Genomic DNA, 24,260 nt, shown 5'->3' with positions numbered 1-24,260 from the left:
CGGCGCCTCAGCGCGAGCGACTCGCGGCCGGCTGCGGCAGCTTGAAGTCCGGCGTCCAGTGGGTCGCCGTCCCGGCCGTGACGTACCAGCCGATCACCAGGGCGCAGATCAGGGCGCCGGGGACGTAGGAGCTGGTGCGCCGGTAGGTCCAGGCGCCGATCGCCCCGACCAGGGCCAGCAGCGGGACGAACTGGATCGCCACGATGGTGTTCAGCGGCTCGGACGGGGTGGCCAGGAAGCCCGTGGCGAACAGGGTCGCGTACTGGACCCCCACCAGCGCCAGGAAGCCCAGGCTCATGGCCAGCTTGCCGGTCGTCACCTGGCTCAGGAAGCCCTCGCCGCGCACCGCGAGGTCCGCCGCCAGCCCGCGGATCGCCACCAGGAAGAACAGGGTCCAGAGGACCACATAGGGGACCAGCGTCGCCCAGTCCTCGGCCCCCAGGGTCGGCAGCCCCAGCACCCAGAAACGGTAGTCGGTCTGGAACACCGCCTCGACCGCGACCAGCGACAGGTAGCCTACCCCCACCGTCACCAGCGCCGCGCCGGCCGACAGCAGCCAGCGGTTCACGAACACGGGCTTCCGTTTCCGGAACCTGCCGAGCACCAGGAAGATCAGCCCGTTCGCCAGCGCCCAGACCAGCAGCTGGTTCTGGATCCATTGTGGGAACAGCCGCATGGGGAAGAACACCTGCCCAAGCTTCATCGCCGGGTAGTAGGTCAGGGCCGGGATCAGGGCGGTGAGCGCGAACGCCAGCCACCAGCGCCCGTCCCGCCGCGCCGCCACCGGCTCGGCCGGACGGTTCAGCCCGGCGAAAAGCGGTGTCCGCAGCAGGATCTCGAAGGTCCCGAGCAGCAGCCAGGCGAAGCCCACGAAGGCGATCCCCGTGCCGACCTCCTTCCAGAGCCACACCTGCTCGCCGGCCGGCGGTCCCGCGGCCTCCCCGTCGAGGGTCTGCTGGAACCAGGCCACGGCCGGCGCCACCCCCGCCTTCGAGAAGTGCTCCCACGGATGGGTGATCGGCGGATTGTGCAGGACCCGCGCCCTGCCGTCCGCGATCGCGCCGTAGACCCGGCCCTCGACCACCGGCGCCGTCGTGCCGAACAGCGCCATCAGCCGCGGGGAGCGCTCGACGTCGGAGCCCTTCGGGACCTGCCACATCAGTTCCGCGAACTCGTCGTAGCCGCCGAACACCACGGCCAGGTTGCGCGGGCTCTCCGGCGCCTTCGCGCCGAGCAGGCCGGGCGTCGAGCCCTCCAGCACGATGGACCGGTAGCCGTCCGGCTGGGCCACCGCCGCGGCCAGGATCGGCCCGCCCCCCATGGAGTGGCCCTCCAGCCCGATGTTCTCCCGGTCCACGAACGGCAGGCCCTGCAGGTAGCGCAGGGCGGCGGGCCCGCCGAAGTCGGCCTGCGCCACCCCGCCCTGGGAGCGGCCGTGGCCGGTCATGTCCATGGCCAGCACCACGAAACCGCGCCGGGCCAGCTCGATGGCGAACGGGCTCTGCATCTCGCGGGTGTTGATGTAGCCGTGGCTGGCCAGCACCGCCGGCGCGGGATCCAGCGCCGTGGCGCTCTTGGGCACGTACAGCAGCCCGCTCTGGACGAGGCCGCCATCGCCCGCGAACCGTACGTCGCGCACCTCCACCTGGCCGCCCGCCGTCTGCACCCGATGGGCCAGGAAGCTCCCGCCCAGGATCAGCGCGAGGCCGAGCAGGAAGAAGCCGCATGTCCTGAGCATGGCGTGTCCCCCCGAACACGTGTTTTGTTGGCCGCGACGATGGGCCCGCGCGGCGGAAAGCTCAAGCGGGCGGGAGGACGGGGCGATGCGGGTGATGGTCTTGGGCGGCACGGGCTTCATCGGCCCGGCCGTGACGGAGCAGCTGGCCGGACTCGGGCACGAGGTCACGGCGGTCTCCCGGCGCGGCGGCTCGGGCGGCGGGGCGACCCATGTCGCGGCCGACCGTGGCGACGTCGGCAAGATCGCCGGGCTCGCCTCCGACCGCCGGGTCGAGGTGGTGATCGACCTGCTGGCCATGGCCCGGTCGTCCACCCAGCCCCTGCTCGACGCCCTCTCCGGCGTGGTCCGGCGCTATGTCCTCGCCAGCTCTGGCGACGTCTACCGCCAGTACGGCGCCCTGCACCGGCTGGAGACCACCCCGATCCGCGAGCGTCTGGACGAGGACGCGCCGCTGCGCACCCACCTGCATCCCTACCGTGGGGCCCAGCCCCGCGCCCCCGGCGATCCCGAAGCCTGGCTCGACCGTTACGACAAGGTGCCCATCGAGGCGGCCGTGCGCATGCAGGCGGGCCTGGAGCACGCGGTGGTCCGCCTGCCCATGGTCTATGGGCCGCGCGACCGCCAGCGGCGGTTCTCCTGGGCGCTCAGGCCAATGACCTCCGGCGAGCCGGTGCTGGAGCTGGACGCCGCCTGGGCCGACTGGCGGACGAGCTACGGCTATGTGGACGACGTGGCCTACGGCCTCGCCCTGGCGGCCACGCACCCCGCCGCCGCCGGCCGCACCTACAACCTGGGTCCCGTCGAGGCGCTCGATCACGCCGCCTGGGCGGCCCGTTTCGCCGAGGCCACCGGCTGGGACGGGGAGGTCCGCCGCCTGCCCCGCTCGGCGGCGCCCGAGAGCGTGCGCGCCGCGCTCGACGCGCTCGATCTCTCCGTGCCGATGGTCCTGGACAGCGGCCGCATCCGGACCGAGCTGGACTACGCCGAGCCCACCTCCCCGCAGGAGGCGATCGCCCGAACCCTGGCCGACGAGATCAAGCGAAGCCGGGCTTAACCGCGATCGCCCTATCCTCGCCATGCTCACGGCCCAGGCAGACGGGCCAATCGACGCAACGCGCCTCTTTCCGTCTCCGTCCGGACACGTAAAGCTGGTAGGGACGCCGCGCCGAAGCGGGAGAGGGAGGACGACGCCGCCAGATGGCGATTCCTGGGGTAGCCATACGGGGTCAGCGCAGCCTGCTGCGCCAGATCCGCGAAGCCCTCGCGGGCGGCGGCCCGGCGCAGGTGCGCCTGGACATGGTCGTGCGCATCATCGCGCGCTCCATGGTCGCCGAGGTATGTTCGCTCTACATGCGCCGCGCCAGCGGCGAGATGGAGCTGTTCGCCACCGAGGGCCTCGACCCCGGCGCCGTCCACCTCACCCGCATGCGGCCCGGCGAGGGCCTGGTCGGCGAGATCATGAAGGCCGGCCGGCCGCTGAACCTGGCCGACGCCCCCGAGCACCCGGCCTTCTCCTACCGGCCGGAGACCGGCGAAGACCCCTACCACGCCTTCCTCGGCGTCCCCCTGCTGCGCGGCGGCCGGTCCATCGGCGTGCTCGTGGTCCAGAACCGCACCGAGCGGGTCTACACCGAGGACGAGGTCGAGGACCTGCAGATCATCGCCATGGTGCTGGCCGAGATGGTGGCCGGCGGCGAGCTGATCGCCGAGGACGAGCTCAAGGGCGTCGAGATCGCGCCCCACCGGCCCGAGCGTCTCAAGGGCGCCAAGTTCGCGGACGGCCTGGCCTACGGCGTCGCCGTCCTGCACGAGCCGCCGGTCGCCCCCTCGCAGCTGCTGTCGGACGACGTGGCGGCCGAGGAGATCCGGCTGAAGACCGCGGTCGCCGCCCTGCAGGCCCAGATCGACACCATGCTGGAGGGCCAGCACGGCCTGGTGGAGGCCTCCTACGAGGTCCTCGAGACCTACCGCATGTTCGCCCACGACCGCGGCTGGAACCGCAGCCTCGAGGACGCGGTGCGCAACGGCCTGACCGCCGAGGCCGCCGTCGAGCGCGTGCGCTCCGAGCACCGGGCCCGCCTGGGCCAGGCCCGCGACCCGTATCTGCGCGAGCGCCTCCACGACCTCGAGGACCTCAACGACCGCCTGCTGCGCCACCTCTCCGGCGATGGCCACGTGGCCCGCGACCTGCCCGAGAACGCGGTCCTGATCGCCCGCAACCTCGGCCCCGCCGACCTGCTGGAATACGATCGCACCAAGCTGCGCGGCCTGCTGCTCGAGGAGGGCTCGGCCGCCAGCCACGCCGCGATCATCGCCCGGTCCCTCGACATCCCCTGCGTCGGTCGTCTGCCCGGCCTGCGCGACCGGGTGAGCGAGGGCGACCCGGTGATCGTCGACGCCGAGACCGGCGAGGCCTACCTGCGTCCGCGGCCGGACGTGGTGAAGGCCATCCAGGCGCGCATCGACGTGCGCCGGCAGCGCCGGGCCGAGTTCGCCAAGCTGCGCGAGACGCCCGCCTTCACCCGCGACGGCGCCAAGGTCACGCTGCTGATGAACGCCGGCCTCGACGTCGACCTCGACATCCTCGGCGAGACGGGCGCGGAGGGCATCGGCCTGTTCCGCACCGAGTTCCAGTTCATGGTCGCCGAGGAGATGCCGCGTCTGGACGCCCAGGCCGCCCTCTATGCCCGGGTGATGGACGCCGCCGGCGACCTGCCGGTGACCTTCCGCACCCTCGACCTCGGCGGCGACAAGGTGCTGCCCTACCTGGAGGCCGAGCGGGAGGACAATCCGGCGCTCGGCTGGCGGGCGATCCGCATGGGCCTCGACCGGCCGTCCCTGCTGCGCCTGCAGCTGCGCGCCCTGATCACCGCCGCCAAGGGCCGGGCGCTCCGGATCATGTTCCCGCTGGTGGCCAGCGTCGACGAGTTCCGCGCCGCCCGGGCCCTGGTGGACACAGAGATCGCCTGGGCCCTGCGGCGCGGCCGCAAGGCGCCGTCCCGCCTGGACGTGGGCGCCATGATCGAGGCGCCCTCGATCGTCTGGCACCTCGACGCCCTGCTGCCGATGACCGACTTCGTCAGCGTCGGGACCAACGACCTGATGCAGTACATGTTCGCCGCCGACCGCGGGAACCCGCGGGTCTCCGACCGTTTCGATCCGCTGTCGCCGCCCTTCCTCCGGGCCATGGAGCAGATCCAGCGCGGCTGCGCCGAGACCGGAACCCCGGTCAGCGTCTGCGGCGAGATGGCCGGCCGCCCGCTGGAGGCCTTCGCCCTTGTGGCCCTGGGCTTCGAGCGCCTCTCCATGCCGCCGGCCGGCGTCGGCCCGGTGAAGCAGATGGTGCTTTCCTGCGACCGCGAGGCAGCGCGACGCGGGGTTTCTGCGTTGCTGAAGAGCGGAGCCGGTTCCGTTCGCAACGAAATCGAAACTCTCGCGCGCAAAATCTATCTGGCGGTCTGAGGAGAGCCCGACCGACGTGACCGAATACCGCATTGAGCACAACCCCGACGCGTGGTACGCAAAGTTCTTCTCTAGAACTTCCGCGAGTCTTGGGTTCGAACGCCGCCGCGGTGAGATCACCGCTGCGCATGTCCGGGGGTGAGAGTGGCCATGCCGCTCGATACTGGTCGCATCGCCGATCTTGAAGTCGAACCGGTGAACGGCGGCGATCCTGGTCTTGTGGACTCCTACGCGCCCACGCTCCACTCCGGGGCGGATATTGGCGAGGCGCTGCGCACCGTCCGCGAATTCAGGGGCCTCTCTCTGGAGGAGCTGGCCGAGCGCACGCGGGTGCGGCGCAGCTACCTGTCGGCCATAGAGGAGATGCGGCTGGAGCAGCTGCCCTCGCGGCCCTTCACCATCGGCTACATCCGCTCCTACGCCCAGGCCCTGGGTCTCGACCCCGAGGAGGCCGTCTACCGCTTCAAGGCCGACGAGCCGGTGCTCGACGAGCCGCTTCGCGCTCCCGTCGGCGTGCAGGAGGACCGCGATCCGCGCCTCTCCGCCCTGATCGCCGGCGGCTGCGTGATCGTCGCGGCCATCTTCATGTGGAACATCGCCCAGCGGGCCATGATCGACGCCGCCCCGCCGCCGCCGCTGGCTCCGGAGAAGGCCGTGATCGAGGCGCTGACGGCGCAGCGGGACGGTCCGGTGACGCTCGGCGCGCCCCTGCCGGCGCCGGTCGAGTCCACCACGCCCCCGCTCTACGAGACGCCCGGCCTCGCCAAGGCCGGCGAGGACGGCATGGGCAACCTCGCCCCGCCGGCCATCCTGGGCGTCACCTCGGCGGACGCGCCGCCCCCGGACACTTCGCAGCTCGCCCCGGTGTTCAAGCCGGACGGCCGGATCTACGGCGCGCCGGTCGGCCAGCCGTCGTTCGTGACGCTGAAGGCGCTGAAATCGGGCGCCCTGATCATCCGCGGCGCCGACGGCTCGGTCTATTTCGCCCGCCAGCTCGACAAGGGCGAGGCCTACCGCATCCCGGCCATCAATGGGCTGATGGTGGACGTCTCCGAGCCGCAGGCCTTCCAGGTGTTCGCCGGCGGCCAGTCCCGCGGCTTCCTCCCCGCCGCCCTCTCCTCCGCCAGCAAGCTCGGCGGGTAGCGGCCGCCGCCCGACCGGCGGGTGTGATCGTGTGTCCGCTTGGGTTCTCTCCGGAAAGCCCCTATTTTCCGCGCGGCATGAGCACCCAGGACCACACCTCCGTCCGCCCCTGGCGGCAGATCCAGCGCCGGCCCAGCCGGAAGATCCGCGTGGGGTCCGTGGAGGTGGGCGGCGACGCGCCGATCACCGTCCAGTCGATGACCAACACCGTGACCGCGGACGCGGCCGCGACCATCGACCAGATCCGCCAGCTGGAGGAGGCCGGCGCCGACATCGTCCGGGTCTCCTGCCCCGACGAGGACTCCACCGCCGCGTTCCGAACCATCGCCCGGGCGGCGAAGGTCCCGCTGGTCGCCGACATCCACTTCCACTACCGCCGCGGCATCGAGGCGGCGGAAGCCGGCGCGGCCTGCCTGCGCATCAATCCGGGCAACATCGGCAGCCCCGACCGGGTGCGCGAGGTCATCCAGGCGGCCCGCGACAACGGCTGCTCCATGCGGATCGGCGTCAACGCCGGCAGCCTCGAGCGCGACCTCCTGGAGAAGTACGGCGAGCCCTGCCCCGACGCCATGGTCGAGAGCGCGCTGAACCACGCCCGCATCCTGCAGGACCACGACTTCCACGAGTTCAAGATCAGCGTGAAGGCGTCCGACCCGTTCATGACGGTGGCCGCCTACCAGATGCTGGCCGAGGCCATCGACTGCCCGCTGCACCTGGGCGTCACCGAGGCGGGCGCGCTGCGCACCGGCACGGTGAAGTCCTCCATCGGTCTCGGCGCCCTGCTCTGGGCCGGCATTGGCGACACCATCCGCGTCAGTCTCGCCGCCGATCCGGTGGAGGAGGTGAAGGTCGGCTTCGACATCCTGAAGTCGCTGGGCCTGCGCCATCGCGGCGTGAACATCATCGCCTGTCCGTCCTGCGCCCGGCAGGGTTTCAATGTGATCAAGACGGTGGAGACCCTGGAGGAGCGCCTGGCGCACATCTCCACGCCGCTGTCGCTGTCGATCATCGGCTGCGTGGTCAACGGCCCCGGCGAGGCGCTGATGACCGACCTGGGTTTCACCGGCGGCGGCAAGGGCTCGGGCATGGTCTATGTGGCCGGGCGGCCCGACCACAAGATGGACAACGAGGCCATGGTCGACCACATCGTCGGCCTCGTGGAGGCCAGGGCCGCCGAGATCGAGGCGGCGAGGTCGGCCGCCCTCGAAGCCGCCGAGTAGAAATCTGCGAAGTTGACGCCGGCGTCACCCTTGCACGTGCAACGCAACCGCTGTTAGCTGCGCGCCGACCTAAACGGGAGGGACAGATGTCCTCGGCTGACGGCAACTGGAAGATCACCATCAACACGCCCATGGGCGCGCAGGAAGTGAACGCTTCGATCACGACCAGCGGCGACACCTTCACCGGCAAGACTGAGGGCCGCATGGGCTCGCAGGAAGTCTCCGGCAAGGTGAACGGCGACACCCTCACCTGGAGCTCGGCGATCACGAGCCCGATGCCGATGACCCTGGAGTTCGAAGCCAAGGTCGACGGCGACAAGATGACCGGGAACGTCAAGCTCGGCGCCTTCGGCAACGCCCCGCTCTCGGGCGTCCGCGTCTAAGGCTCCACGCCGGACCGAAACAGGAAGGCCCGCTGCGGACACCGCAGCGGGCCTTTTCTTTGCCTCTCCGCAGGGCGGAAGGCGTAAGTCTAGTTGGCCGGGTTCACCGCATTGGCGGCGTCGCCCACCGCGTTGGCGGCGCCCGCGGCGCTGTCGGCCACGCTGGAGGCCGCGCTGGTCACGGCGTCGGTGCGGATCGCCTCCTGGCGGTTCGCGCTCAGCAGGAAGAAGGCGACGATCGCCACCAGCGCGAGCACGGCGATGCCGATGATCACGCCGCCGACGCCGGAGCCGCCGCGTTCCACATAGGTCGTGCCGCCGCTGTCGCGGTCGATGACCCGCTCGGTCGTGCCGTCCGGGTGCTCGGTCACGCGTTCGGTAGCCATTTCAAGTCTCCTCGTAGTCACCGTGGCCGTAACTCGGAACCGCGCCCTCCCGTTCCGGCGGGGTTTGGCATCGGCCCGCCCAGGCGCTAGAGGAGGCTCCCCTCCTTTCCGGGTGCGAAACCACGTGCGACTTCCTCAGGCCAGGCTCGACCAGGTGCTCGACCGCTTCCGCGAGATCGAGGCGCGCATGGGCGCGGCCACCGACGGGACCGAGATCGTCCGGCTCTCCAAGGAGCACGCCGAGCTGAAGCCGGTGGCCGACGCGGTCTCGCACCTCGAGCGCGCCCGCGCCGAGCTCCCCGAGCTCGAGGAAATGGCCTCCGGCGACCCGGAGATGGCGGCCCTGGCCCGCGACGAGCTGGAGGCGCTGAAGGAGCGGCTGCCGGCTCTGGAGCACGAGGTCGCCCTGCTGCTCGCGCCCAAGGACCGCGACGAGAACGCCTCGGCCATCCTGGAAGTGCGGGCCGGCACCGGCGGCGACGAGGCGGCCCTGTTCGCCGGCGACCTGTTCCGCATGTACCAGCGCTACGCGGCCAACCGCGGCTGGCGGGTGGAGATCGACTCCATCTCCGAGGGCGACGCCGGCGGCTACAAGGAGATCGTGGCCTCGATCACCGGCGACGGCGTGTTCGGCCGGCTGAAGTTCGAGAGCGGCGTCCACCGCGTGCAGCGCGTCCCGGCCACGGAGGCGCAGGGTCGCATCCACACGTCGGCCGCGACCGTCGCGGTCCTGCCCGAGCCGGAGGACGTGGAGATCGAGATCCGCGACCAGGACCTGCGCATCGACACCTACCGCTCGTCCGGAGCCGGCGGCCAGCACGTCAACAAGACCGACTCCGCCGTGCGCATCACCCACCTGCCGACCGGCATCGTGGTCACCAGCTCCGAGAAGTCGCAGCACCAGAACCGGGCCCGGGCGATGAAGGCCCTGAAGGTCAAGCTCTACGACCAGCAGCGCGAGGCGCTCGACTCGGCCCGGGCCGAAAGCCGCAAGAGCCAGGTGGGCTCCGGCGACCGTTCCGAGCGGATTCGCACCTACAACTTCCCGCAGGGCCGGGTGACCGACCACCGGATCAACCTGACCCTCTACAACCTGCCGAAGATCATGGAGGGCGAGGCGCTCGACGACGTCATCGGGCCGCTGATCGCCGAGGACCAGGCGGCCCGCCTCGCCGCCCTTGAGGAGGAGCTGGCTTAAAAACCCTCTCCCCCTGGGAGAGGGTAGGGTGAGGGCGGCTCCGAACCCGCCACCTCACCGCCGAGGGGCCGACTCCCACAGGCCGCGAGGATCCTCTCGCAAACCCCGCTGATGTCGCCCTCCACCTCTGCGTTCGCGAACCGCAGCACGTGGAAACCGAACCGCGCGAGATAGTCGGACCGGTCTGCATCGTATGCATCCCGCTCGCCGTGCGCCGCCCCGTCGAGTTCGACTATCAGCCGCGCGCGATCGCACAGGAAATCGACGATGAACGGGCCAAAGGGCGTCTGACGCCGCCACTTCCAGCCGCCGAGCCGATGCGCCCGCAGCGATTGCCAGAGCTTGGCCTCGGCCCGCGTCGGCTCGCGCCGCATCTGACGCGCGCGCTTCAGGAGAATGGCGGAACGAGAAGTGCGAACCTTGCCCATAAGTGAACAATACGAGAACATTGTTCAGCGTCAACCGGCAGCGCGACTTGACCCCTCGGCGGTGCTGATCCCCGACGGAGTCGCCCTCACCCTGCCCTCTCCCAAGGGGAGAGGGTTCCTCAGCGCCGGGCCCGAGCACCCACCGACAGGGTTCTATCCCCCGAACCGCTCGCGGTAGTCGCTGGGCGCCACGCCCAGCCGGCGGCGGAAGGCCCGGCGCAGGTTCTGCTCGTCCTGGAAGCCGCAGCCGCGGGCGACCTCCTTCAGGCTGCCGGCCCCGCTCTCCAGCCGCCGTCGGGCCTCCTCCAGCCGGAGCTTGCCGACCCAGGCGGCGGGTGTCGCGCCCGTCTCGGCCTTGAAGCGCCGGGAGAAGTGCCGCGGGCTCATGCCGGCGGCGTCGGCCAGCCGCTCCAGCGGCAGGTCCTCGTCGAGGTGCTCCAGAACCCAGAGCTGCAGCCGCCCGAACACGTCCTCCCGCCGCTCGGCTTCCAGGAAACGGCTGAACTGTCCCTGGCCGCCAGGGCGCTTGCGGTAGATCACCAGCTCCTGGGCCACGGCCACCGCCGTCGCCTTGCCCCAGTCGCGCTCGACCAGTTCCAGGGCGAGGTCCATGCCGGTCGTCACCCCGGCCGAGGTGAACACCCCGCCGCTCTCCACGAAGATGGCGTCCGGAGCGACCTCGCAGCCGGGGGCGATCGCCGCCAGCCGGTCGCAGTAGGCCCAGTGCGTCGTCGCCGCCCGCCCCTCCAGCAGGCCGGCGGCCCCGAGGATCAGGGCGCCGGTGCAGATCGAGCCCAGCCGCTCCACCCTGCCCGCCATGCCGCGCAGCCAGGCCAGCAGCTCGGCGTCCTCCGCCGCGCTGGCCCAGCCGATGCCGCCGGCCACCAGCAGGGTGTCGCAGGCGGGAAGGTCGCGGAAGCTGCGGGACGCCGTCAGCTCCAGACCGCTGGACATCCGCACCTGCCCGGCCTCCGCGGCCACGATCTCCACCGCATAGGCGGGCTCCGCACGGCCCCAGGTGTCGGCCAGCCAGCGGGCGGTGCGCGAGAACACCTCCAGCGGCCCGATCACGTCCAGCACCTGGGCGTCGGGAAAGGCGAGCATGGCCACGCGGTGGGTCATGGGCCGACGCTAGGCCCGCGCGGCCCCGGCCGGCAACGACCTTGGCCGGAATTGACGTCTCGTCGTCCTTCGCGCCACGCGCCGACGGGCGCAGGCTCCGCCGCAGCCTCAACCGGAGCCCTCGTCATGAACCGCCGCGAGCTCGTCGCCGCCTCGGCCGCCGCCTTCGCCGCCGCCCCGGCCCTTGCCCAGTCCGTCCCGCCCCTGCCGGCCTCGAAGATGATCAAGGTCGCCTTCCTGCTCGGCGACAACGCCAATGTCATCGACACCGCCGGCCCCTGGGAGGTGTTCCAGGACGCCATGCCCATGGTCGACGGACGCCACACCCACCCGTTCTTCCCGTTCACCGTCGCGCCCACGCTCGAGCCGGTGCGGATGACCGGCGGCCTGCTGGTGCAGCCGGCCTACTCCATCGACACCGTCCCGCAGCCGGACGTCATCGTGGTCCCGGCCCAGCGTTCCACCGAGGCCTCCCGCGCCTGGCTTCGGGCCGCGAGCGACAAGGCCCACATGACCATGAGCGTCTGCACCGGCGCCTTCCAGCTCGGCCGGATCGGCCTGCTCGACGGCCGGCCGGCCACCACCCACCACGCGTTCTTCGACGCGTTCGAGAAGGAGTTCCCGAAGGTGGCGCTGCAGCGCGGGCCGCGCTTCGTGGACAATGGCAGGATCGCCACCGCCGGGGGCCTGACCTCCGGCATCGACCTCGCCCTGCACGTGGTCGGCCGCTACTTCGGACCCGAGACGCAGAAGGCCACCGCCCGCTACCTGGAGCATGCGGGCGGCGACTGGCGGCAGGCCTAGCGTTGGGGACGCCTCGGTGGCGGCGGCGGCAGGGTCGGCAGGGGCGGGGGCGGCTCGCGCGGCCCGCGGCGGACCAAGTTGCCCACCTGCCGCCGGGTGGTTCCCCACAGGATGACCGCGCCCTTGCGCACCCCCACGAAGGCCAGGCCCACGCTGTCGGCCACCACCGCGCCGCGGTGGCCCATGGGCTTGGCCTCGCCGACGGTGGTGTCGAGCGCGGTCTGGTGCTCCACCTCGGCGTTGATCTCCGCGCCCAGCAGCAGGGCCATCACCGAGAACCAGATCCACACCAGGAAGCCGACCACGGCGCCCAGGGAACCGTAGGTGATCTGGAAGCGGGCGACGTTGTTGACGTACCAGGAGTAGCCCAGCGAGCCGCCCATCCAGATGGCCGCGGCCAGCATCGCCCCCACCGCCACCCAGCGCCACTGCGCCCAGCGCCGCGACGGGCCGAAGCGGTAGAGGATGGCGAAGGCGCCCGCGACGAGGACGTAGAGCACCAGCCAGCGCAGCGGGATCAAGAGCTCGCCCGCGCCGATCTGGTTGAGCGCCAGCGGCGCCGCCACCAGGACGGCGGTCACCACCGCCATGAACACCAGGGCCGCGAAGGTGAAGCTGTAGGTGGTGATGATCCGCAGCAGGTAGGGCCGCCGCTCCTTCTCCTCGTAGGTGACGTTGAGCGCGTCCACGAGCACCCGGATGCCGAGGCTCGCCGTCCAGAGCGAGAGCAGCACCGAGAGCGCGAAGGCGATGGACAGCTCCGCCGGCCGCTGGGTGGCCAGCCGGGTCATCTGGTCGCCGACGATCACCAGCACGTCGTGCGGCACGAAGGTGGCGAGTTGGTCCAGCTGCCTGCTCACCGTCCCCACGTCCGAGAATAGGCCGTAGAGCGAGACGAACACCGCCACCGCGGGCGCCAGCGCCAGCAGGACGTAGAAGGTCACGCCGCCGGCCAGGAAGGCGATCCGGTCGTTGCCGCTCTCGCGGTAGACGCGCCAGATGATGTCCTTCCAGCCCTTCCACGGGATCTGGAACGGCCAGGCGGCCAGCCGTCCCCGCCCCGGCTCGGTGAGCTCGAAGTGGTCCGGCGCGGCGATCTCCGGATTGGAGAGCCCGGGCGGCGGCCGGCGCGCGGCCTGGGCCCAGAGCGCGGTCATCGCCGCCAGCCCGAGCCACGGCGCGGCGCCCAGCAGGAGCCGGGAAAGGCCGCCGCCCCGGCCGGGCGGCTTGTCGTTCTGGGCGGGTCGCGCCACGGGGTGCTTCGCTTCCTCTCCAAGGCGGCGCTTGTCCGAACCCGCCGCCTGCGGCCTCCGTTCCCCTTGAAGCCAGCCGGCCGTTCCGGCAAGGGGCGTCCATGACCGGACATGTCGCCGCCATCTTCCGTCACCCGGTGAAGGGGTTCACCCCCGAGACCCTGCCGAACGCGGACCTGACCCCGGGCGAGGGCTTCCCCTTCGACCGCCTGTGGGCGGTGGAGAACGGTCCCTCGGGCTTCGATCCGGCGGCCCCGGCCTTCGTGCCGAAACAGAAGTTCACCGTCCTGATGTCGATCCCGCGCGTGGCCGCGGCGCGGACCCACTACGAGGAGGACACCGGCCTCCTGCACGCCCACGCCGAAGGCATGCCGGTCTTCTCCGGCAAGCTCGCCGACGAGGCCGGGCGCGAGGCCTTCTCTGCCTGGCTGACGCGCCTGCTGCCCGAGGACGACGTCCGCGGCCCCCTGAAGGTGGTGAAGGCGCCCGGCGCCTGGCGCTTCACCGACCACCCGCAGGGCCAGGTCTCGATCGTCAACCTGGCCAGCATCCGGGACCTGTCGCAGAAGATGGGCGTCGAGCTCGACCCCCTGCGCTTCCGCGCCAACCTCTACGTGGACGGCTGGGCGCCTTGGGTCGAGAACGAGTGGACGGGCCGTCCGATGATGCTGGGCTGGGCGAAGGCCGAGGTCTTCAAGCCCATCGTCCGCTGCGCCGCCACCCATGTGGACCCCACCACGGCCGAGCGCGACCTCGACGTGGTCAAGGCCCTGTTCGACAACTACGGCCACATGAACTGCGGCATCTACCTGAAGGTCACCGCGCCCGGCCGCGTCAGCGTGGGCGACGCGGTCACCTCGCCGGACGCCCGGCCCGTGGAGGCCCCGGCATGGGCCTGAACCTCGTCCAGGCGTGGACCCACGCGAAGAAGACCCTGGAGGACGCGGGCCTCGCCGGCCCGGTGATCGACGCGCGCCTCCTGGTCGAGGCCGCCGCCGAGGCCACCCGCACCGACATCGTCACCGATCCCTACCGCGCCCTGTCGCCGCAGCAGGAGGCGACCCTGGCCGATTACCTGGCGCGGCGGGTGAAGCGCGAGCCGGTCAGCCACATCCTGGGCCGCAAGGGCTTCTGGAAGATCATGCTGAACGTGAACCGGGACGTGCTCACGCCGCGGCCGGACACCGAGACGGTCGTCGACGTGATCCTGAAGCAGACCCCTGAGCACAGGGCCTTCTCGATCCTCGACCTTGGCGTCGGCTCCGGGGCCATCCTGCTGGCCATCCTCGCCGAGCGGCCGGCGGCGAAGGGCCTGGGCGTGGACGTCTCCGAAGAGGCCCTGGCCGTGGCGCGCGACAACGCCGCCCACCTGGGCCTCGCCGGCCGCGTCGCGCTGCTGCGCGGCGACTGGACGGAGGGCCTGGCGGACGCGAACTTCGACGTGGTGGTCTCCAACCCGCCCTATATCGCCAGCGAGGTGCTGGAGACCCTGGAGCCCGAGGTCCGCGACTGGGAGCCGCGCCTGGCGCTGGAGGGCGGCGCCGACGGCCTCGACGCCTACCGCCGCCTGGCCCCCGAGATCCTCCGCGTACTGAAGCCCGGCGGGATCTTCGCCGTGGAGATCGGCTACGACCAGAAGGACGCCGTCGAGGCGCTGTTCCGCGAGGCGGGCGCGGCCGACGTGCGGACCATCCGCGACCTGGCCGATCGGGACCGGGTTGTCGCGGGTTCGAAAAACCCCTTGGAAACGGGCGCTTGAGTCGCTACATCAGGTGTCGTCTCCACCCATGAAAGCCGGCTAGGCAGACGCGCCCCGACCAGGGCGCAGGCCGTCCCGGCAGGCGCGAGCTTCTCAAAAAGGCCTCTCGCTGAAGAGCTTCCGGGCGGAAGACGGGGAACTTAAGCGTCTTCAACAATCCATCCGGGCCAGGCGCCCGATCCCGCTGAAGGCTAGGGCACAGGCCGCCTCAGGGCCGCTCAGGAAAAGAGCAAACGGTTATCGAATAATGAGAGATTTCAAGGGTATGAAGCGTCAGCGCGGCCGCAATCGTGGCGGTGGCGGCGGCGGTGGGGGCGGCGGCAAGCCTCAACAGAACGCGAACCGGGCCTTCGACTCGAACGGCCCCGAGGGCGTGAAGGTCCGCGGCAACGCGCAGCACGTCTTCGACAAGTACCAGCAGCTGGCGCGCGACGCCGGCTCGGCCGGCGATCGGGTGCTCGCCGAGAACTACCTCCAGCACGCCGAACACTATTTCCGCCTGCTGCGCGCCATGCAGCCGCAGCGGCCCGCCTCCGACATCCTCGGACGCGACACCTTCTCCTCAGGCTACGATATCGACTTCGAGGACGAGGGCGCCCAGGCCCAGGCCGCCGCGGCCGACGAGGCCGCCGCCGCGGAGAGCGCCGCCAATCCCGAGGGCCAGGACGGCGACGCCCAGCAACGCCGCGACCGCGACGAGCGCAACCGTGACGATCGTCCCCGCGAGGGCCGCGACCGCGACGGTCGGGACCGGGATCGGGGCGAGCGCTTCGAGGGCCGCCGCGACGACCGTGGCGAGGGCGGCGGACGCCGCGACCGCTGGCGCGACCGCGACGACCGTCCCCGCGACGACCGTCCGCGCGCCGAGGACCGTCCCCGTGACGATCGGCCCCGTGACGATCGGCCCCGTGAGGATCGGCCCCGTGAGGATCGGCCCCGTGACGACCGCCCGCGCGGCGACCGGGACCGTGACGACCGCCGCGAGCGCCGCGACCGCGAGGAGCGCCCCGAGCGCGATCCGCTGGCCGTGGTCGAGCCCCGCGCCGCCGCGCCGCTGGCCGAGGAGCGTCCCTCCCCGGTCCTGCGCGACGCCGAGGGCGGCGAGAGCCACGCCCCCGCCTTCCTCCAGGCCCGCGCCGAGCCGCGCCCGGAAGCCGCTTCGGACGAGGAGGCTCCCGCCCGCAAGCCGCGCCGCCGCCGCGCCCCGCGCAGCTTCGAGGCCGGCGAAGGCGCGCCCTCGAACGAGTCCGAGGAAGCTTAAGGTCTGAGATCCCCTTCTCCCCTTGCGGGAGAAGGTGGCCCGCGCCGCGGGTCGGATGAGGGGTCGCACGAGAGATCGTGCGGCCCCTCTTCGTTTCTCCGGGCGACCGCTAGAAGCTGTAGGCCACGCCCAGCCGGAAGTTGCGGCCCGGCAGGGGCGCCAGGTCCTTCAGGAACGAGGCGTGCTCGCGGGCCTCGGCGTCGGTGAGGTTGCGGGCGTCCAGGAACACCTTGAAGCCGTCGTCCTTCAGCGGCCGCACGGTCAGCGAGGCGTTCAGCATCGTGTAGCCGTCGGTGGGCACCTCGAACTCGGCGACCCGGTCCTGCTCGCCCACGCGCCGGGCCTCGAGCTGGCCGGTCCACCAGCCGCCTTCGAACACGCCGCGCAGGGCCGCCGACCAGGGCGGGATCCGCGCGGGCGCGCCCAGGTCGGTGTCGCCGCGGACGTAGTCGGCCATGGCCTCCAGCCGGAAGCTGCGCCCGGCGTCGGACCACAGCCTGTACGAGACCTCCGTCTCGAAGCCGTGGAAGGTGGCGTCGGTCTGCACGTAGCGGAACACCGGCAGGCCGGACTCCTCGTCCGCCACGCCCGTCGGCCGCAGGTCGATGAAGCCCTCGTAGCGCACGCCGAACAGGTGGACGTCCGCCGTCCAGCGGTCGGAGCCGTAGTGGGCGGTGGCGTCCAGCGACCAGGAGACCTCCTGGTCGAGGTCCGGATCGCCCACCTCGAATCCGCGGGTCGCCGGGTGCGGTCCGCTGGCGAACAGCTCCTCCTGGGCCGGCGCCCGGCTGGTCCGCGACCCCGACAGGCTGAAGAACCAGCCGTCCGCCGGCCGCACGAAGGCGCCGAGCGAGGCCGAGACGTTGGTGAAGTCGCGCTCGCCGGCGACGCTGTCGAGGCTGCGGTTGTCGACGCGCAGGCCGCCCTCCACGCCCCAGCCCTCCCGGTCGTAGCGCTGCAGGACGAAGGCGCCCCACTCCCTGGTCGTGGTGGCCGGGACCAGCGCCTCCTCGCCCACGGCGTCGAAGTCGCGCGACAGGGCCTGGAAGCCCACCGCCCCCTGCCAGCCGTCGCGGTCGGGTTGCACCAGCTCCAGCCGGCCCTCCCAGCCCTCGGAGAAGAAGCGGGTGGCCGGCGCGCCGTCCTCCAGCTCCACGTGGGTGTAGTCGGCGTAGCCGCCGGCGAAGCGCAGCTTCTCGAACGGGCCCAGGGCCATGTCGTACTCGCCGCGCAGGTCGTAGCGGGTCTGCTCCAGCTCGATGGCGACGCCGGCTTCCTCGCCCTCGTGGCCCTCCTCCGCCTCGCCGTCCTCGTGCTCGTGCTCGTCGTGCTCGTGGGCGTGGCCCGGCACGCCATAGGTCGTCTCGGTCCGCTTGACGGAGAAGCCCAGGTAGCCGCGGTCCTTCACATAGGCGAGGCCCGCGCCGTAGGAGCTGAGCTCGGTCGAGGTGTTCTCCACCACGGAGTCCGCCGGGCCCGGCCACTCCTCGCCGTCGGCCTCCATCAGCCGGCGCGACTCCGGGTGGGTGGGGACGTCGTAGTCCTCGGTCTCCCGGCGAACGCCGTCCAGGGTGACCACGAACGGCCCCGCGCCGGCCTTCAGCGAGGCGGTGGCCATCCGGCCCTCGTCCACGGTGGAGCCAGAGGCCATCACCCGGCCCTCCAGCCCCTCCACCGGGACCCGCGGGATGCGGTCGTCGATCACGTTGACGATGCCGCCGATCGCCGAGCCGCCGTAGGCGAGCGCCGAGGGGCCGCGCAGCACCTCGATCCGCTCCGCCTCCTGCGGGTCGGTGGCCACGGCGTGGTCGGGCGACAGGGCGCTGGCGTCCACCTGGCCCAGGCCGTTGGACAGGACCAGCACCCGCGGCCCGGCCAGGCCGCGGATCACCGGCCGGCTCGCGCCGGGCCCGAAGAAGGTGGAGCGCACGCCCGGCAGGCCGCTCAGCACGTCGCCCAGCCCGCCCACCGGGGCGGTGTCCAGCTCCTCGCGCTTGAGGATGTTGACGCTGGTGGTCGCCGAGCCGATCGACACCGGATAGGGGGCGGCGGTCACCACCACCTCGTCCAGGTCCTTCGGCGCGGCGGCGTGGGCGCCTTCAGCGGCGGTCAGGGCCGTGACGGCGGCGGCGGCGAACAGGGCGGCTCGCGACATTGACCCTCCTGGGGACTTGAAAACGGGATCAGGTGTTATGAAGTAACAGTACCGTTATGAAATAACATAACGGGTCGTCAAGGCCGTTGCGGCCCGGGGCGGAGCGGAGTTAGCTGACGGCCATGGGAGATGCGTGCCACCACGAGGACGGTGTCCATCCGGGCCTGAAGGGTCCGGCGCTGCGTCGTGCGCTCGGCGCGGCCGAGACGCGCTGCGCGGAAACCCAGGAGCGGCTGACGGCCCCGCGCCGCCGGGTGCTGGAGCTGCTGCTGGAATCCGACGCGCCGCTGAAGGCCTACGACCTGATCGCCGCCTTCGGGGAGGCCGGCGAGCCCGCCAAGCCGCCCACCGTCTACCGCGCCCTGGAATTCCTGGAGCGCCTGGGCTTCGCCCACCGCATCGAGAGCCTGAACGCCTATGTGCCCTGCCGCCTGGAAGGCGACGGCCACCTGGCCGCCTTCCTGATCTGCGACTGCTGCGGCGCGGCGGAGGAGTTCGAGCCCGACCTCGCGCCGGCGCTGGCCGCCGCCGGCGCCGCCGGCTACGCGGTGCGCACGGTGACCCTGGAGGCCCGCGGCCGCTGCCCGGCCTGCGCGGAGGGCTGAACCCGGCCGCGGCGCGGACGTTCAACCAGCCCATGCGCAAGCAGATCTACCTCGACTGCGACGGCGTGCTCGCCGACTTCGACAGGGGCGCCGAGAAGGTGCTTGGCCTGCATCCCCGGGCCTTCGAGAAGCGCCATGGCCTGGGCCAGTTCTGGAAGCGTCTGGCCGCGGCCGACGGCTTCTTCGAGACCCTCGAGCCCCTGCCCGACGCCTTCGAGCTGTTCGAGGCGGTGCGGCACAGGAACCCGATTATCCTCACCGGCCTGCCGCGCGGAAACTGGGCCGAGCCGCAGAAGCGCCGCTGGGCGGAGCAGCACTTCCCGGGCGTCGAGGTGATCACCACCTCGGCCGCGCTCAAGCGCGAGCACTGCCACCCCGGGGACGCCCTGGTCGACGACCGCGACAAGTTCCGCCACCTCTGGGAGGCCGAGGGCGGAGTCTTCATCCATCACAAGGACGCCCGCAGCTCGATCGCCGAGCTGCGGGCGAAGGGATTCATCTAGGATCCGGGGCTCACCAGAAGACCAGCCGCACGACCTGGATCACCCGGCCGGTGAACCGGTCCACCAGGATGGCGTCGTAGCCCACGCGCACCCAGTCGTAGCCCGGCGGCGGCATGGGAAGGCCGTAGTCCCACCAGCTCCACAGCCGGTAGCCCTCGTCGTACCAGCCGCGCGGCAGCACGTCGCCGTAGCTCCACAGCCGGACGTAGAAGCCCGACGGCGGACGCCAGACGTGGCCCCGGTAGCGGTGGCGGCTGTTGTACACCGGCGGATAGTGGCGGCGGTCCCAGCGGGGGTGGTTCGGCGGCGGCCGGCGGCCGTCGCGGTCGCCGTCCCAGCGCCGGTCCCCATCGCGGCGGCCGTCCCGGTCCCCGCTCCAGCGCCCGTCGCCGTCACGGCGGCCATCGCCATCCCGGGGGCCGTCTCCGTCGCGTCGCCCGTCACGGTCACGGCGTCCGTCGCCGTCGCGGTCACGGCGGCCGTCGCGGGCCTGGCCCGCGCCGTCGAACCGGCGGGCGTCGCGCAGCTCGGTGCGGTCCTCGTGGTCCTGGCGGTCGAAGCCGGTCAGGCCCGAGACGTCGGCGTCGCCGTCGCGGTCGACCCAGACGCCGCGGCCCACCGGCCGGCCCTGGCCGTCGCCGCCGCGCCGGCGGCCCTCGCCCCCGCGCGCCTCGCCGCCCCGCCGACGTTCCCCGCCGGAGGCCTGGGGCGCGCTGGGCGCCTGAGCGGCTTCCGCGGCCTGAGGCGGACGGGGCGGCGTCGCCGGACGCTGCTGGACGCCGCGCGCCGCGGGCCGCTGGGGCCGGTCGCCGCCGGCGCCCACGTGGCCGCGCGGCTCGCGGTCCCGGTCCCGCTCCTGCGCGATCGCCGCGCCGCTGGCGCCGGCCAGCAGCAGGAGGCTCAGCGCCATGATCCTGGTCTTCATCGTGTTCATCCTCCGCGGCCGCGTCACGGCCGGGGCAAGTCCGCTCGGTTGCAGGATTGGCGCCGGTTCAATGAACCGTGCTTGAACGCCGCGGCCGGCCGCGCCAACTCTGCGGCGCGAGGCGAAGAGGATCACCCGTGGCTGCGACCCCCAACGATGTCCTGGGCTTCTGGCGCAACGCCGGTCCGGAGAAGTGGTACGCCAAGAGCGCCCGGTTCGACGAGGCGATCCGGCTGAAGTTCGAACCGGTCCACCACCGCGCCGCCCGCGGGGAGTACGACGCCTGGGCCGCGAGCCCCGAGGGCGCGCTGGCGCTCCTGATCCTGCTCGACCAGTTTCCCCGCAACCTCTACCGCGGCTCGGCCCACGCCTGGGCCACCGACCCCAAGGCGCGCGCGGTGGCCCGCGCCGCCACGGAAGCCGGCTTCCACCGCAAGGTCGAGCCCCTGCTGGCGCAGTTCTTCGTCCTGCCCTTCGAGCATTCGGAGGACCTTGCCGATCAGGACTACGCCCTGGCGTTGGCCGGGGACCTCGACGATCCGGAGGTTCTGAAGTGGGTGCGCATCCACCGCGACATCATCGCGCGGTTCGGACGCTTCCCGCACCGGAACCCCGCCCTCGGGCGCGTCACCACGCCCGAGGAGCAGGTCTTCCTGGACGAGGGCGGCTTCGCCGGCTGAGCCGGCCCGCCCTCGAAATCGCCCGCCAGGGGCTAGTGGTCGTGGCCGGCCTCGGCCTTCACGCCGGTGGTCGGCGCGGCCTTCTCCACCTTCACGGTGCGGCAGCTCTTCTTGGCCATGCGCGAGCCGCTGACCGCGGGACGCTCGGTGCAGACCTTCTTGGTCTTGGCCTCGCCCTTGGCGTCGAGGGCGGGCGTCTGGGCGGTGGACTCCACGGGAGCCTGGGCGGTCTTTTCGACGGCCGCGGCTTCCGGAGCCGCGGCGATGGCCAGGGCGGCCAGGGCGGAGACGAGGAACATCTGTGTACGAACCTGAATTGGGAAGGATGGAACGCCCTTAGCGGGCTGACCGCGGCGCGCCAAGTTGCAAAGCCTTAATTTGCGACGAACGGACGCTCCGATGCCTGTGGATGGCTCATCGGCGCCTAGGGATTCCGATTCGCGAATCGGGGCACCCTCACCTGACCATGAACGCCGCCGTCTCCATCGCCGCCCGCTACGAGGCCGACCAGGACCACCCTGAGCGGCAGTACCTGGACCTGCTGGAGGACATCCTCGCCAACGGCGTCCAGCGCGGCGACCGCACGGGCACCGGCACGCTCGGCGTCTTCGGGCGGCAGATGCGCTTCGACCTCTCGAAGGGCTTCCCGCTCCTCACGACCAAGAAGCTGCACCGCAAGTCGATCATCCTGGAGCTGCTCTGGTTCCTGCGCGGGGACACCAACGTCCGCTGGCTGCAGGAGCGCGGCGTCTCCATCTGGGACGAGTGGGCGGACCGCGAGACCGGCGAACTGGGCCCGGTCTACGGCAAGCAGTGGCGCTCCTGGTCCGCGCCGGACGGCCGGGTGATCGACCAGATCGCCGCCGTGGTGGAGGGCCTGAAGTCCAACCCCAACAGCCGCCGCCACATCGTCTCGGCCTGGAACCCGGCCGAGGTGGAGGACATGGCCCTGCCGCCCTGCCATTGCCTGTTCCAGTTCTTCGTGGCCGACGGAAAGCTCTCCTGCCAGCTCTACCAGCGCTCGGCCGACGTCTTCCTGGGCGTGCCCTTCAACATCGCCAGCTACGCCCTCCTGACCCTGATGATGGCGAAGGTGACGGGGCTGGAGCCCGGCGAGTTCGTGCACACCCTGGGCGACGCCCACCTCTACCTGAATCACCTCGACCAGGCGCGCCTGCAGCTCTCCCGCGAGCCCCTGCCGCTGCCGGTGATGCACGTCGCCGACAAGGACGACCTTTTCGCCTTCGACTACGAGGACTTCCAGCTCGAGGGCTACCGCGCGCATCCCTCCATCGCCGCGCCGATCGCCGTCTGACCATGACGCTCGCCGAGATCAGCGAGGCGGCGGCCCGGATCTCCGACATCTACGCGGGCAAGTACGCCATCGACCGCGACGACGACTGGTTCCTGCTGAAGCTCCAGGAGGAGCTGGGCGAGCTCTCCCAGGCCCACCTGCGCCTCTCGTCCCGAGGCCGCGGCGAGGCCAGCGAGCAGGACCGCGCCGACGAGGCCGCCGACGTGCTCTGCATGCTGCTCCTCTACTGCCGCCGCTTCGGCGTCGACCCGCAGGCGGCGGTCCAGCGGAAATGGCTGAGCTGGCTGGAGCCCCCACCGCTCGCCCCGGCGGAAGCCGGGGCCCAAGCCGAGTCGGTGGACTAGCCCGCGCACTGCCGATCAACCCAGGACGCCGTTTGGGTCCTGGCTTCCGCCGGCATGAGCGGATGGTTTAGATCGACGCCATGTCCCAGATCATCCTCTCCGCCGGCCCCATCGCCCGCGACCGCAACGGTGTCATCGGCAGGGACGGGACCCTGCCCTGGCGGCTGAAGTCCGACATGGCGATCTTCAAGGCCGTCACCATGGGCAAGCCGGTGATCATGGGCCGCAAGACCTGGGACAGCCTGCCCAGGAAGCCCCTGCCCGGCCGCACCAACATCGTGCTGACCCGCGACGGCTCGTTCGAGACCAAGAACGCCATCGTCTGCGAGGACTTCTCCGAAGCCCTCCAGATCGCCCGCGAGCAGGCCGAGGAGGACCGCGCCGAGGAGGTCTGCGTGATCGGCGGGGCCTCGCTCTTCGAGCTGGCCCTGACCCGGGCCAGGCGTCTCTACCTCACCGACGTCGACGCCGAGGTGGAGGGCGACGTCCGCCTGTCGCCGATCGACGAGAGCCGCTGGCGCGAGGTGCGCCGCGAGGCTTACCCTGCGTCAGAAACCGACGAGTTCCCCTTCGTCTTCCGCGTGCTGGAACGCCTATAGTCCGGCCAGACGACAAGGGAGGGACACGGATGGACTACGAACTGGTCGCCGAGGGCTTCGAGTTCCCCGAAGGGCCGATCGCCATGGCCGACGCCTCGGTGATCCTCACCGAGATCAAGGGCCAGCGGCTCACCCGCGTGCGGCCGGACGGCTCGAAGGAGACCGTGGTCGAGACCGGCGGCGGCCCGAACGGCGCGGCCATCGGGCCGGACGGCGCCATCTGGATCACCAACAACGGCGGCTCGTTCCAGTGGCTCGACAACCAGGGCCTGACCATCCCCGGCCCCACCCCGCCCGAGCACCAGGGCGGCATGATCCAGCGCTTCGACCTGCGCACCGGCGAGCTCTCCACCATCTACGAGGCCTGCGACGGTCGCCGGCTGATCGGCCCCAACGACATCGTCTTCGACCGCACGGGCGGCTTCTGGTTCACCGACCACGGCTGCTCGACGCCGGAGGGGCGGAAGTTCGGCGCGCTCTACTATGCGAAGACCGACGGCTCCCACATCAGCCGCCAGCGCGACCACATCATCTCCCCCAACGGCGTCGGCCTCTCGCCGGACGAGAGCGTCGTCTACGTGGCCGACACCCAGCTCGGCCGGCTGTGGGCCTTCGACGTGGCCGAGCCCGGCGTGCTGGCGCCCCCGGCAGGCTTCGCTCCGGGGCGCGTGATCTGCAACCTGCCCGGCTACCAGCTCCTCGACAGCCTCGCCGTGGAGGCCTCGGGCAAGGTCTGCGTGGCGACCATCATCAACGGCGGCGTCACCGCCTTCGACCCGGACGGGACCACCGAGCACTTCCCGATCCCGGACCTCGTCACCACCAACATCTGCTTCGGCGGCGCCGACATGATGGACGTCTGGATCACCGCCTCCTCCACCGGCAGGCTCTACAAGGCTCGCTGGCCGCGTCCCGGCCTGAAGCTGAACTTCAACGGGTGAACCCGCCCAAGCTTGACAGTTGAGGGGAACGTTCCG

General features: G+C 71.7%; 25 protein-coding genes. 17 read left to right on the top strand and 8 right to left on the bottom strand.

Going from position 1 to position 24,260, the window contains the following annotated elements; genetic code table 11:
• Positions 1-7: 7 nt before the first annotated feature.
• Complete coding sequence (locus tag V7Z97_RS06495) at positions 8-1,738, bottom strand: alpha/beta hydrolase (protein WP_334162225.1); 1,731 nt, start codon at positions 1,736-1,738, stop codon at positions 8-10.
• Positions 1,739-1,823: 85 nt separating this feature from the next.
• Here V7Z97_RS06495 and V7Z97_RS06490 point away from each other — a divergent pair, with 85 nt between their 5' ends.
• The 5 genes from V7Z97_RS06490 to V7Z97_RS06470 all read left to right on the top strand — a co-directional run bounded on the left by V7Z97_RS06490 (position 1,824) and on the right by V7Z97_RS06470 (position 7,946).
• Positions 1,824-2,792, top strand: coding sequence for an NAD-dependent epimerase/dehydratase family protein (locus V7Z97_RS06490; protein WP_334162224.1), 969 nt, complete (start codon positions 1,824-1,826; stop codon positions 2,790-2,792).
• A 143-nt stretch (positions 2,793-2,935) separates the two neighbouring features.
• Complete coding sequence (ptsP, locus tag V7Z97_RS06485; protein ID WP_334162222.1) at positions 2,936-5,200, top strand: phosphoenolpyruvate--protein phosphotransferase; 2,265 nt, start codon at positions 2,936-2,938, stop codon at positions 5,198-5,200.
• A 150-nt stretch (positions 5,201-5,350) separates the two neighbouring features.
• Entirely contained in the window at positions 5,351-6,343 is a 993-nt protein-coding gene (locus tag V7Z97_RS06480) for a helix-turn-helix domain-containing protein (protein ID WP_334162220.1), read from the top strand.
• Positions 6,344-6,420: 77 nt separating this feature from the next.
• The gene (gene ispG / locus V7Z97_RS06475; protein WP_334162219.1) at positions 6,421-7,563 is read left to right on the top strand and encodes a flavodoxin-dependent (E)-4-hydroxy-3-methylbut-2-enyl-diphosphate synthase; all 1,143 of its coding nucleotides are present in this window, start codon (positions 6,421-6,423) and stop codon (positions 7,561-7,563) included.
• 86 nt (positions 7,564-7,649) lie between these two features.
• Positions 7,650-7,946, top strand: a complete 297-nt coding sequence (locus tag V7Z97_RS06470) for a hypothetical protein (RefSeq protein ID WP_334162218.1) — start codon at positions 7,650-7,652, stop codon at positions 7,944-7,946.
• 89 nt (positions 7,947-8,035) lie between these two features.
• On the opposite strand, the gene V7Z97_RS06465 is transcribed toward V7Z97_RS06470, so the two are convergent.
• Positions 8,036-8,332: a hypothetical protein gene (locus tag V7Z97_RS06465; protein WP_334162217.1), complete on the bottom strand. Its 297-nt coding sequence runs from the start codon at positions 8,330-8,332 to the stop codon at positions 8,036-8,038.
• A gap of 124 nt (positions 8,333-8,456) precedes the next feature.
• Here V7Z97_RS06465 and prfA point away from each other — a divergent pair, with 124 nt between their 5' ends.
• The gene (prfA, locus tag V7Z97_RS06460) at positions 8,457-9,530 is read left to right on the top strand and encodes a peptide chain release factor 1 (RefSeq protein ID WP_334162216.1); all 1,074 of its coding nucleotides are present in this window, start codon (positions 8,457-8,459) and stop codon (positions 9,528-9,530) included.
• Here prfA and V7Z97_RS06455 read toward each other — a convergent pair.
• Positions 9,527-9,904 (bottom strand): endonuclease domain-containing protein, encoded by a 378-nt coding sequence (locus tag V7Z97_RS06455; protein ID WP_334162330.1) that lies wholly within the window; start codon positions 9,902-9,904, stop codon positions 9,527-9,529. The two genes, prfA and V7Z97_RS06455, sit on opposite strands and share 4 nt — an antisense overlap.
• Positions 9,905-10,111: 207 nt before the next feature.
• Positions 10,112-11,080, bottom strand: coding sequence for a GlxA family transcriptional regulator (locus V7Z97_RS06450; protein WP_334162215.1), 969 nt, complete (start codon positions 11,078-11,080; stop codon positions 10,112-10,114).
• Positions 11,081-11,206: 126 nt separating this feature from the next.
• On the opposite strand from V7Z97_RS06450, the gene V7Z97_RS06445 reads away from it, so the two are divergent.
• A complete protein-coding gene (locus V7Z97_RS06445; RefSeq protein WP_334162213.1) occupies positions 11,207-11,884 on the top strand; it encodes a DJ-1/PfpI family protein in 678 nt (225 codons plus the stop codon).
• Here the strand turns inward: V7Z97_RS06445 and V7Z97_RS06440 are convergent.
• Complete coding sequence (locus V7Z97_RS06440) at positions 11,881-13,137, bottom strand: YihY/virulence factor BrkB family protein (RefSeq protein ID WP_334162211.1); 1,257 nt, start codon at positions 13,135-13,137, stop codon at positions 11,881-11,883. The genes V7Z97_RS06445 and V7Z97_RS06440 overlap by 4 nt on opposite strands.
• A gap of 101 nt (positions 13,138-13,238) precedes the next feature.
• On the opposite strand from V7Z97_RS06440, the gene V7Z97_RS06435 reads away from it, so the two are divergent.
• The 3 genes from V7Z97_RS06435 (at position 13,239) to V7Z97_RS06425 (ending at position 16,157) form a co-directional block, all read left to right on the top strand.
• Positions 13,239-14,036, top strand: a complete 798-nt coding sequence (locus tag V7Z97_RS06435) for an MOSC domain-containing protein (RefSeq protein WP_334162210.1) — start codon at positions 13,239-13,241, stop codon at positions 14,034-14,036.
• The gene (prmC, locus tag V7Z97_RS06430) at positions 14,027-14,896 is read left to right on the top strand and encodes a peptide chain release factor N(5)-glutamine methyltransferase (RefSeq protein ID WP_334162208.1); all 870 of its coding nucleotides are present in this window, start codon (positions 14,027-14,029) and stop codon (positions 14,894-14,896) included. The genes V7Z97_RS06435 and prmC overlap by 10 nt, the downstream gene beginning before the upstream one ends.
• Positions 14,897-15,161: 265 nt before the next feature.
• On the top strand, positions 15,162-16,157 hold the full coding sequence (locus V7Z97_RS06425; protein ID WP_442958019.1) for a DUF4167 domain-containing protein: 996 nt from the start codon (positions 15,162-15,164) through the stop codon (positions 16,155-16,157).
• A gap of 109 nt (positions 16,158-16,266) precedes the next feature.
• Here V7Z97_RS06425 and V7Z97_RS06420 read toward each other — a convergent pair whose 3' ends face one another.
• Entirely contained in the window at positions 16,267-18,312 is a 2,046-nt protein-coding gene (locus tag V7Z97_RS06420; protein ID WP_334162206.1) for a TonB-dependent receptor, read from the bottom strand.
• A 122-nt stretch (positions 18,313-18,434) separates the two neighbouring features.
• Between V7Z97_RS06420 and V7Z97_RS06415 the strand changes: the two genes are divergently transcribed.
• Both V7Z97_RS06415 and V7Z97_RS06410 read left to right on the top strand, forming a co-directional pair.
• Positions 18,435-18,917: a Fur family transcriptional regulator gene (locus V7Z97_RS06415; protein WP_334162205.1), complete on the top strand. Its 483-nt coding sequence runs from the start codon at positions 18,435-18,437 to the stop codon at positions 18,915-18,917.
• Between the two features lie 32 nt (positions 18,918-18,949).
• The gene (locus V7Z97_RS06410) at positions 18,950-19,420 is read left to right on the top strand and encodes a 5' nucleotidase, NT5C type (protein ID WP_334162203.1); all 471 of its coding nucleotides are present in this window, start codon (positions 18,950-18,952) and stop codon (positions 19,418-19,420) included.
• A gap of 10 nt (positions 19,421-19,430) precedes the next feature.
• Here V7Z97_RS06410 and V7Z97_RS06405 read toward each other — a convergent pair whose 3' ends face one another.
• Positions 19,431-20,345 (bottom strand): RcnB family protein, encoded by a 915-nt coding sequence (locus V7Z97_RS06405; protein WP_334162202.1) that lies wholly within the window; start codon positions 20,343-20,345, stop codon positions 19,431-19,433.
• Positions 20,346-20,482: 137 nt separating this feature from the next.
• Here V7Z97_RS06405 and V7Z97_RS06400 point away from each other — a divergent pair, with 137 nt between their 5' ends.
• A complete protein-coding gene (locus V7Z97_RS06400) occupies positions 20,483-21,025 on the top strand; it encodes a DUF924 family protein (RefSeq protein ID WP_334162200.1) in 543 nt (180 codons plus the stop codon).
• Between the two features lie 32 nt (positions 21,026-21,057).
• On the opposite strand, the gene V7Z97_RS06395 is transcribed toward V7Z97_RS06400, so the two are convergent.
• Complete coding sequence (locus V7Z97_RS06395; protein ID WP_334162199.1) at positions 21,058-21,324, bottom strand: hypothetical protein; 267 nt, start codon at positions 21,322-21,324, stop codon at positions 21,058-21,060.
• Between the two features lie 167 nt (positions 21,325-21,491).
• Here V7Z97_RS06395 and V7Z97_RS06390 point away from each other — a divergent pair, with 167 nt between their 5' ends.
• The 4 genes from V7Z97_RS06390 (at position 21,492) to V7Z97_RS06375 (ending at position 24,224) form a co-directional block, all read left to right on the top strand.
• Positions 21,492-22,340 carry a thymidylate synthase gene (locus V7Z97_RS06390; protein WP_334162198.1) on the top strand — a complete coding sequence of 283 codons (849 nt, stop codon included), beginning with the start codon at positions 21,492-21,494 and terminating at the stop codon, positions 22,338-22,340.
• 2 nt (positions 22,341-22,342) lie between these two features.
• Complete coding sequence (locus V7Z97_RS06385) at positions 22,343-22,684, top strand: phosphoribosyl-ATP pyrophosphohydrolase (protein ID WP_334162197.1); 342 nt, start codon at positions 22,343-22,345, stop codon at positions 22,682-22,684.
• Positions 22,685-22,764: 80 nt separating this feature from the next.
• Positions 22,765-23,283 carry a dihydrofolate reductase gene (locus V7Z97_RS06380; RefSeq protein WP_334162196.1) on the top strand — a complete coding sequence of 173 codons (519 nt, stop codon included), beginning with the start codon at positions 22,765-22,767 and terminating at the stop codon, positions 23,281-23,283.
• Positions 23,284-23,312: 29 nt separating this feature from the next.
• Entirely contained in the window at positions 23,313-24,224 is a 912-nt protein-coding gene (locus V7Z97_RS06375) for an SMP-30/gluconolactonase/LRE family protein (RefSeq protein WP_334162195.1), read from the top strand.
• The last annotated feature ends 36 nt before the right edge of the window (positions 24,225-24,260 follow it).

The sequence above is a fragment of the Phenylobacterium sp. genome, assembly GCF_036821595.1.
Taxonomy (GTDB): Bacteria; Pseudomonadota; Alphaproteobacteria; order Caulobacterales; family Caulobacteraceae; genus Phenylobacterium.
The sequence above is the reverse complement of the archived record's forward strand: the minus strand, read 5'-3'. Positions and strand labels throughout refer to the sequence as shown.

Excerpts from the sequence above, each read along its gene's own strand:
- V7Z97_RS06495 (WP_334162225.1), bottom strand. The coding sequence starts at position 1,738 with ATGCTCAGGACATGCGGCTTCTTCCTGCTCGGCCTCGCGCTGATCCTG.
- V7Z97_RS06490 (WP_334162224.1), top strand. The coding sequence starts at position 1,824 with ATGCGGGTGATGGTCTTGGGCGGCACGGGCTTCATCGGCCCGGCCGTG.
- ptsP (WP_334162222.1), top strand. The coding sequence starts at position 2,936 with ATGGCGATTCCTGGGGTAGCCATACGGGGTCAGCGCAGCCTGCTGCGC.
- V7Z97_RS06480 (WP_334162220.1), top strand. The coding sequence starts at position 5,351 with ATGCCGCTCGATACTGGTCGCATCGCCGATCTTGAAGTCGAACCGGTG.
- ispG (WP_334162219.1), top strand. The coding sequence starts at position 6,421 with ATGAGCACCCAGGACCACACCTCCGTCCGCCCCTGGCGGCAGATCCAG.
- V7Z97_RS06470 (WP_334162218.1), top strand. The coding sequence starts at position 7,650 with ATGTCCTCGGCTGACGGCAACTGGAAGATCACCATCAACACGCCCATG.
- V7Z97_RS06465 (WP_334162217.1), bottom strand. The coding sequence starts at position 8,332 with ATGGCTACCGAACGCGTGACCGAGCACCCGGACGGCACGACCGAGCGG.
- V7Z97_RS06455 (WP_334162330.1), bottom strand. The coding sequence starts at position 9,904 with ATGCGGCGCGAGCCGACGCGGGCCGAGGCCAAGCTCTGGCAATCGCTG.
- V7Z97_RS06450 (WP_334162215.1), bottom strand. The coding sequence starts at position 11,080 with ATGACCCACCGCGTGGCCATGCTCGCCTTTCCCGACGCCCAGGTGCTG.
- V7Z97_RS06445 (WP_334162213.1), top strand. The coding sequence starts at position 11,207 with ATGAACCGCCGCGAGCTCGTCGCCGCCTCGGCCGCCGCCTTCGCCGCC.
- V7Z97_RS06435 (WP_334162210.1), top strand. The coding sequence starts at position 13,239 with ATGACCGGACATGTCGCCGCCATCTTCCGTCACCCGGTGAAGGGGTTC.
- prmC (WP_334162208.1), top strand. The coding sequence starts at position 14,027 with ATGGGCCTGAACCTCGTCCAGGCGTGGACCCACGCGAAGAAGACCCTG.
- V7Z97_RS06425 (WP_442958019.1), top strand. The coding sequence starts at position 15,162 with ATGAAGCGTCAGCGCGGCCGCAATCGTGGCGGTGGCGGCGGCGGTGGG.
- V7Z97_RS06420 (WP_334162206.1), bottom strand. The coding sequence starts at position 18,312 with ATGTCGCGAGCCGCCCTGTTCGCCGCCGCCGCCGTCACGGCCCTGACC.
- V7Z97_RS06415 (WP_334162205.1), top strand. The coding sequence starts at position 18,435 with ATGGGAGATGCGTGCCACCACGAGGACGGTGTCCATCCGGGCCTGAAG.
- V7Z97_RS06410 (WP_334162203.1), top strand. The coding sequence starts at position 18,950 with ATGCGCAAGCAGATCTACCTCGACTGCGACGGCGTGCTCGCCGACTTC.
- V7Z97_RS06405 (WP_334162202.1), bottom strand. The coding sequence starts at position 20,345 with ATGAAGACCAGGATCATGGCGCTGAGCCTCCTGCTGCTGGCCGGCGCC.
- V7Z97_RS06395 (WP_334162199.1), bottom strand. The coding sequence starts at position 21,324 with ATGTTCCTCGTCTCCGCCCTGGCCGCCCTGGCCATCGCCGCGGCTCCG.
- V7Z97_RS06390 (WP_334162198.1), top strand. The coding sequence starts at position 21,492 with ATGAACGCCGCCGTCTCCATCGCCGCCCGCTACGAGGCCGACCAGGAC.
- V7Z97_RS06385 (WP_334162197.1), top strand. The coding sequence starts at position 22,343 with ATGACGCTCGCCGAGATCAGCGAGGCGGCGGCCCGGATCTCCGACATC.
- V7Z97_RS06380 (WP_334162196.1), top strand. The coding sequence starts at position 22,765 with ATGTCCCAGATCATCCTCTCCGCCGGCCCCATCGCCCGCGACCGCAAC.
- V7Z97_RS06375 (WP_334162195.1), top strand. The coding sequence starts at position 23,313 with ATGGACTACGAACTGGTCGCCGAGGGCTTCGAGTTCCCCGAAGGGCCG.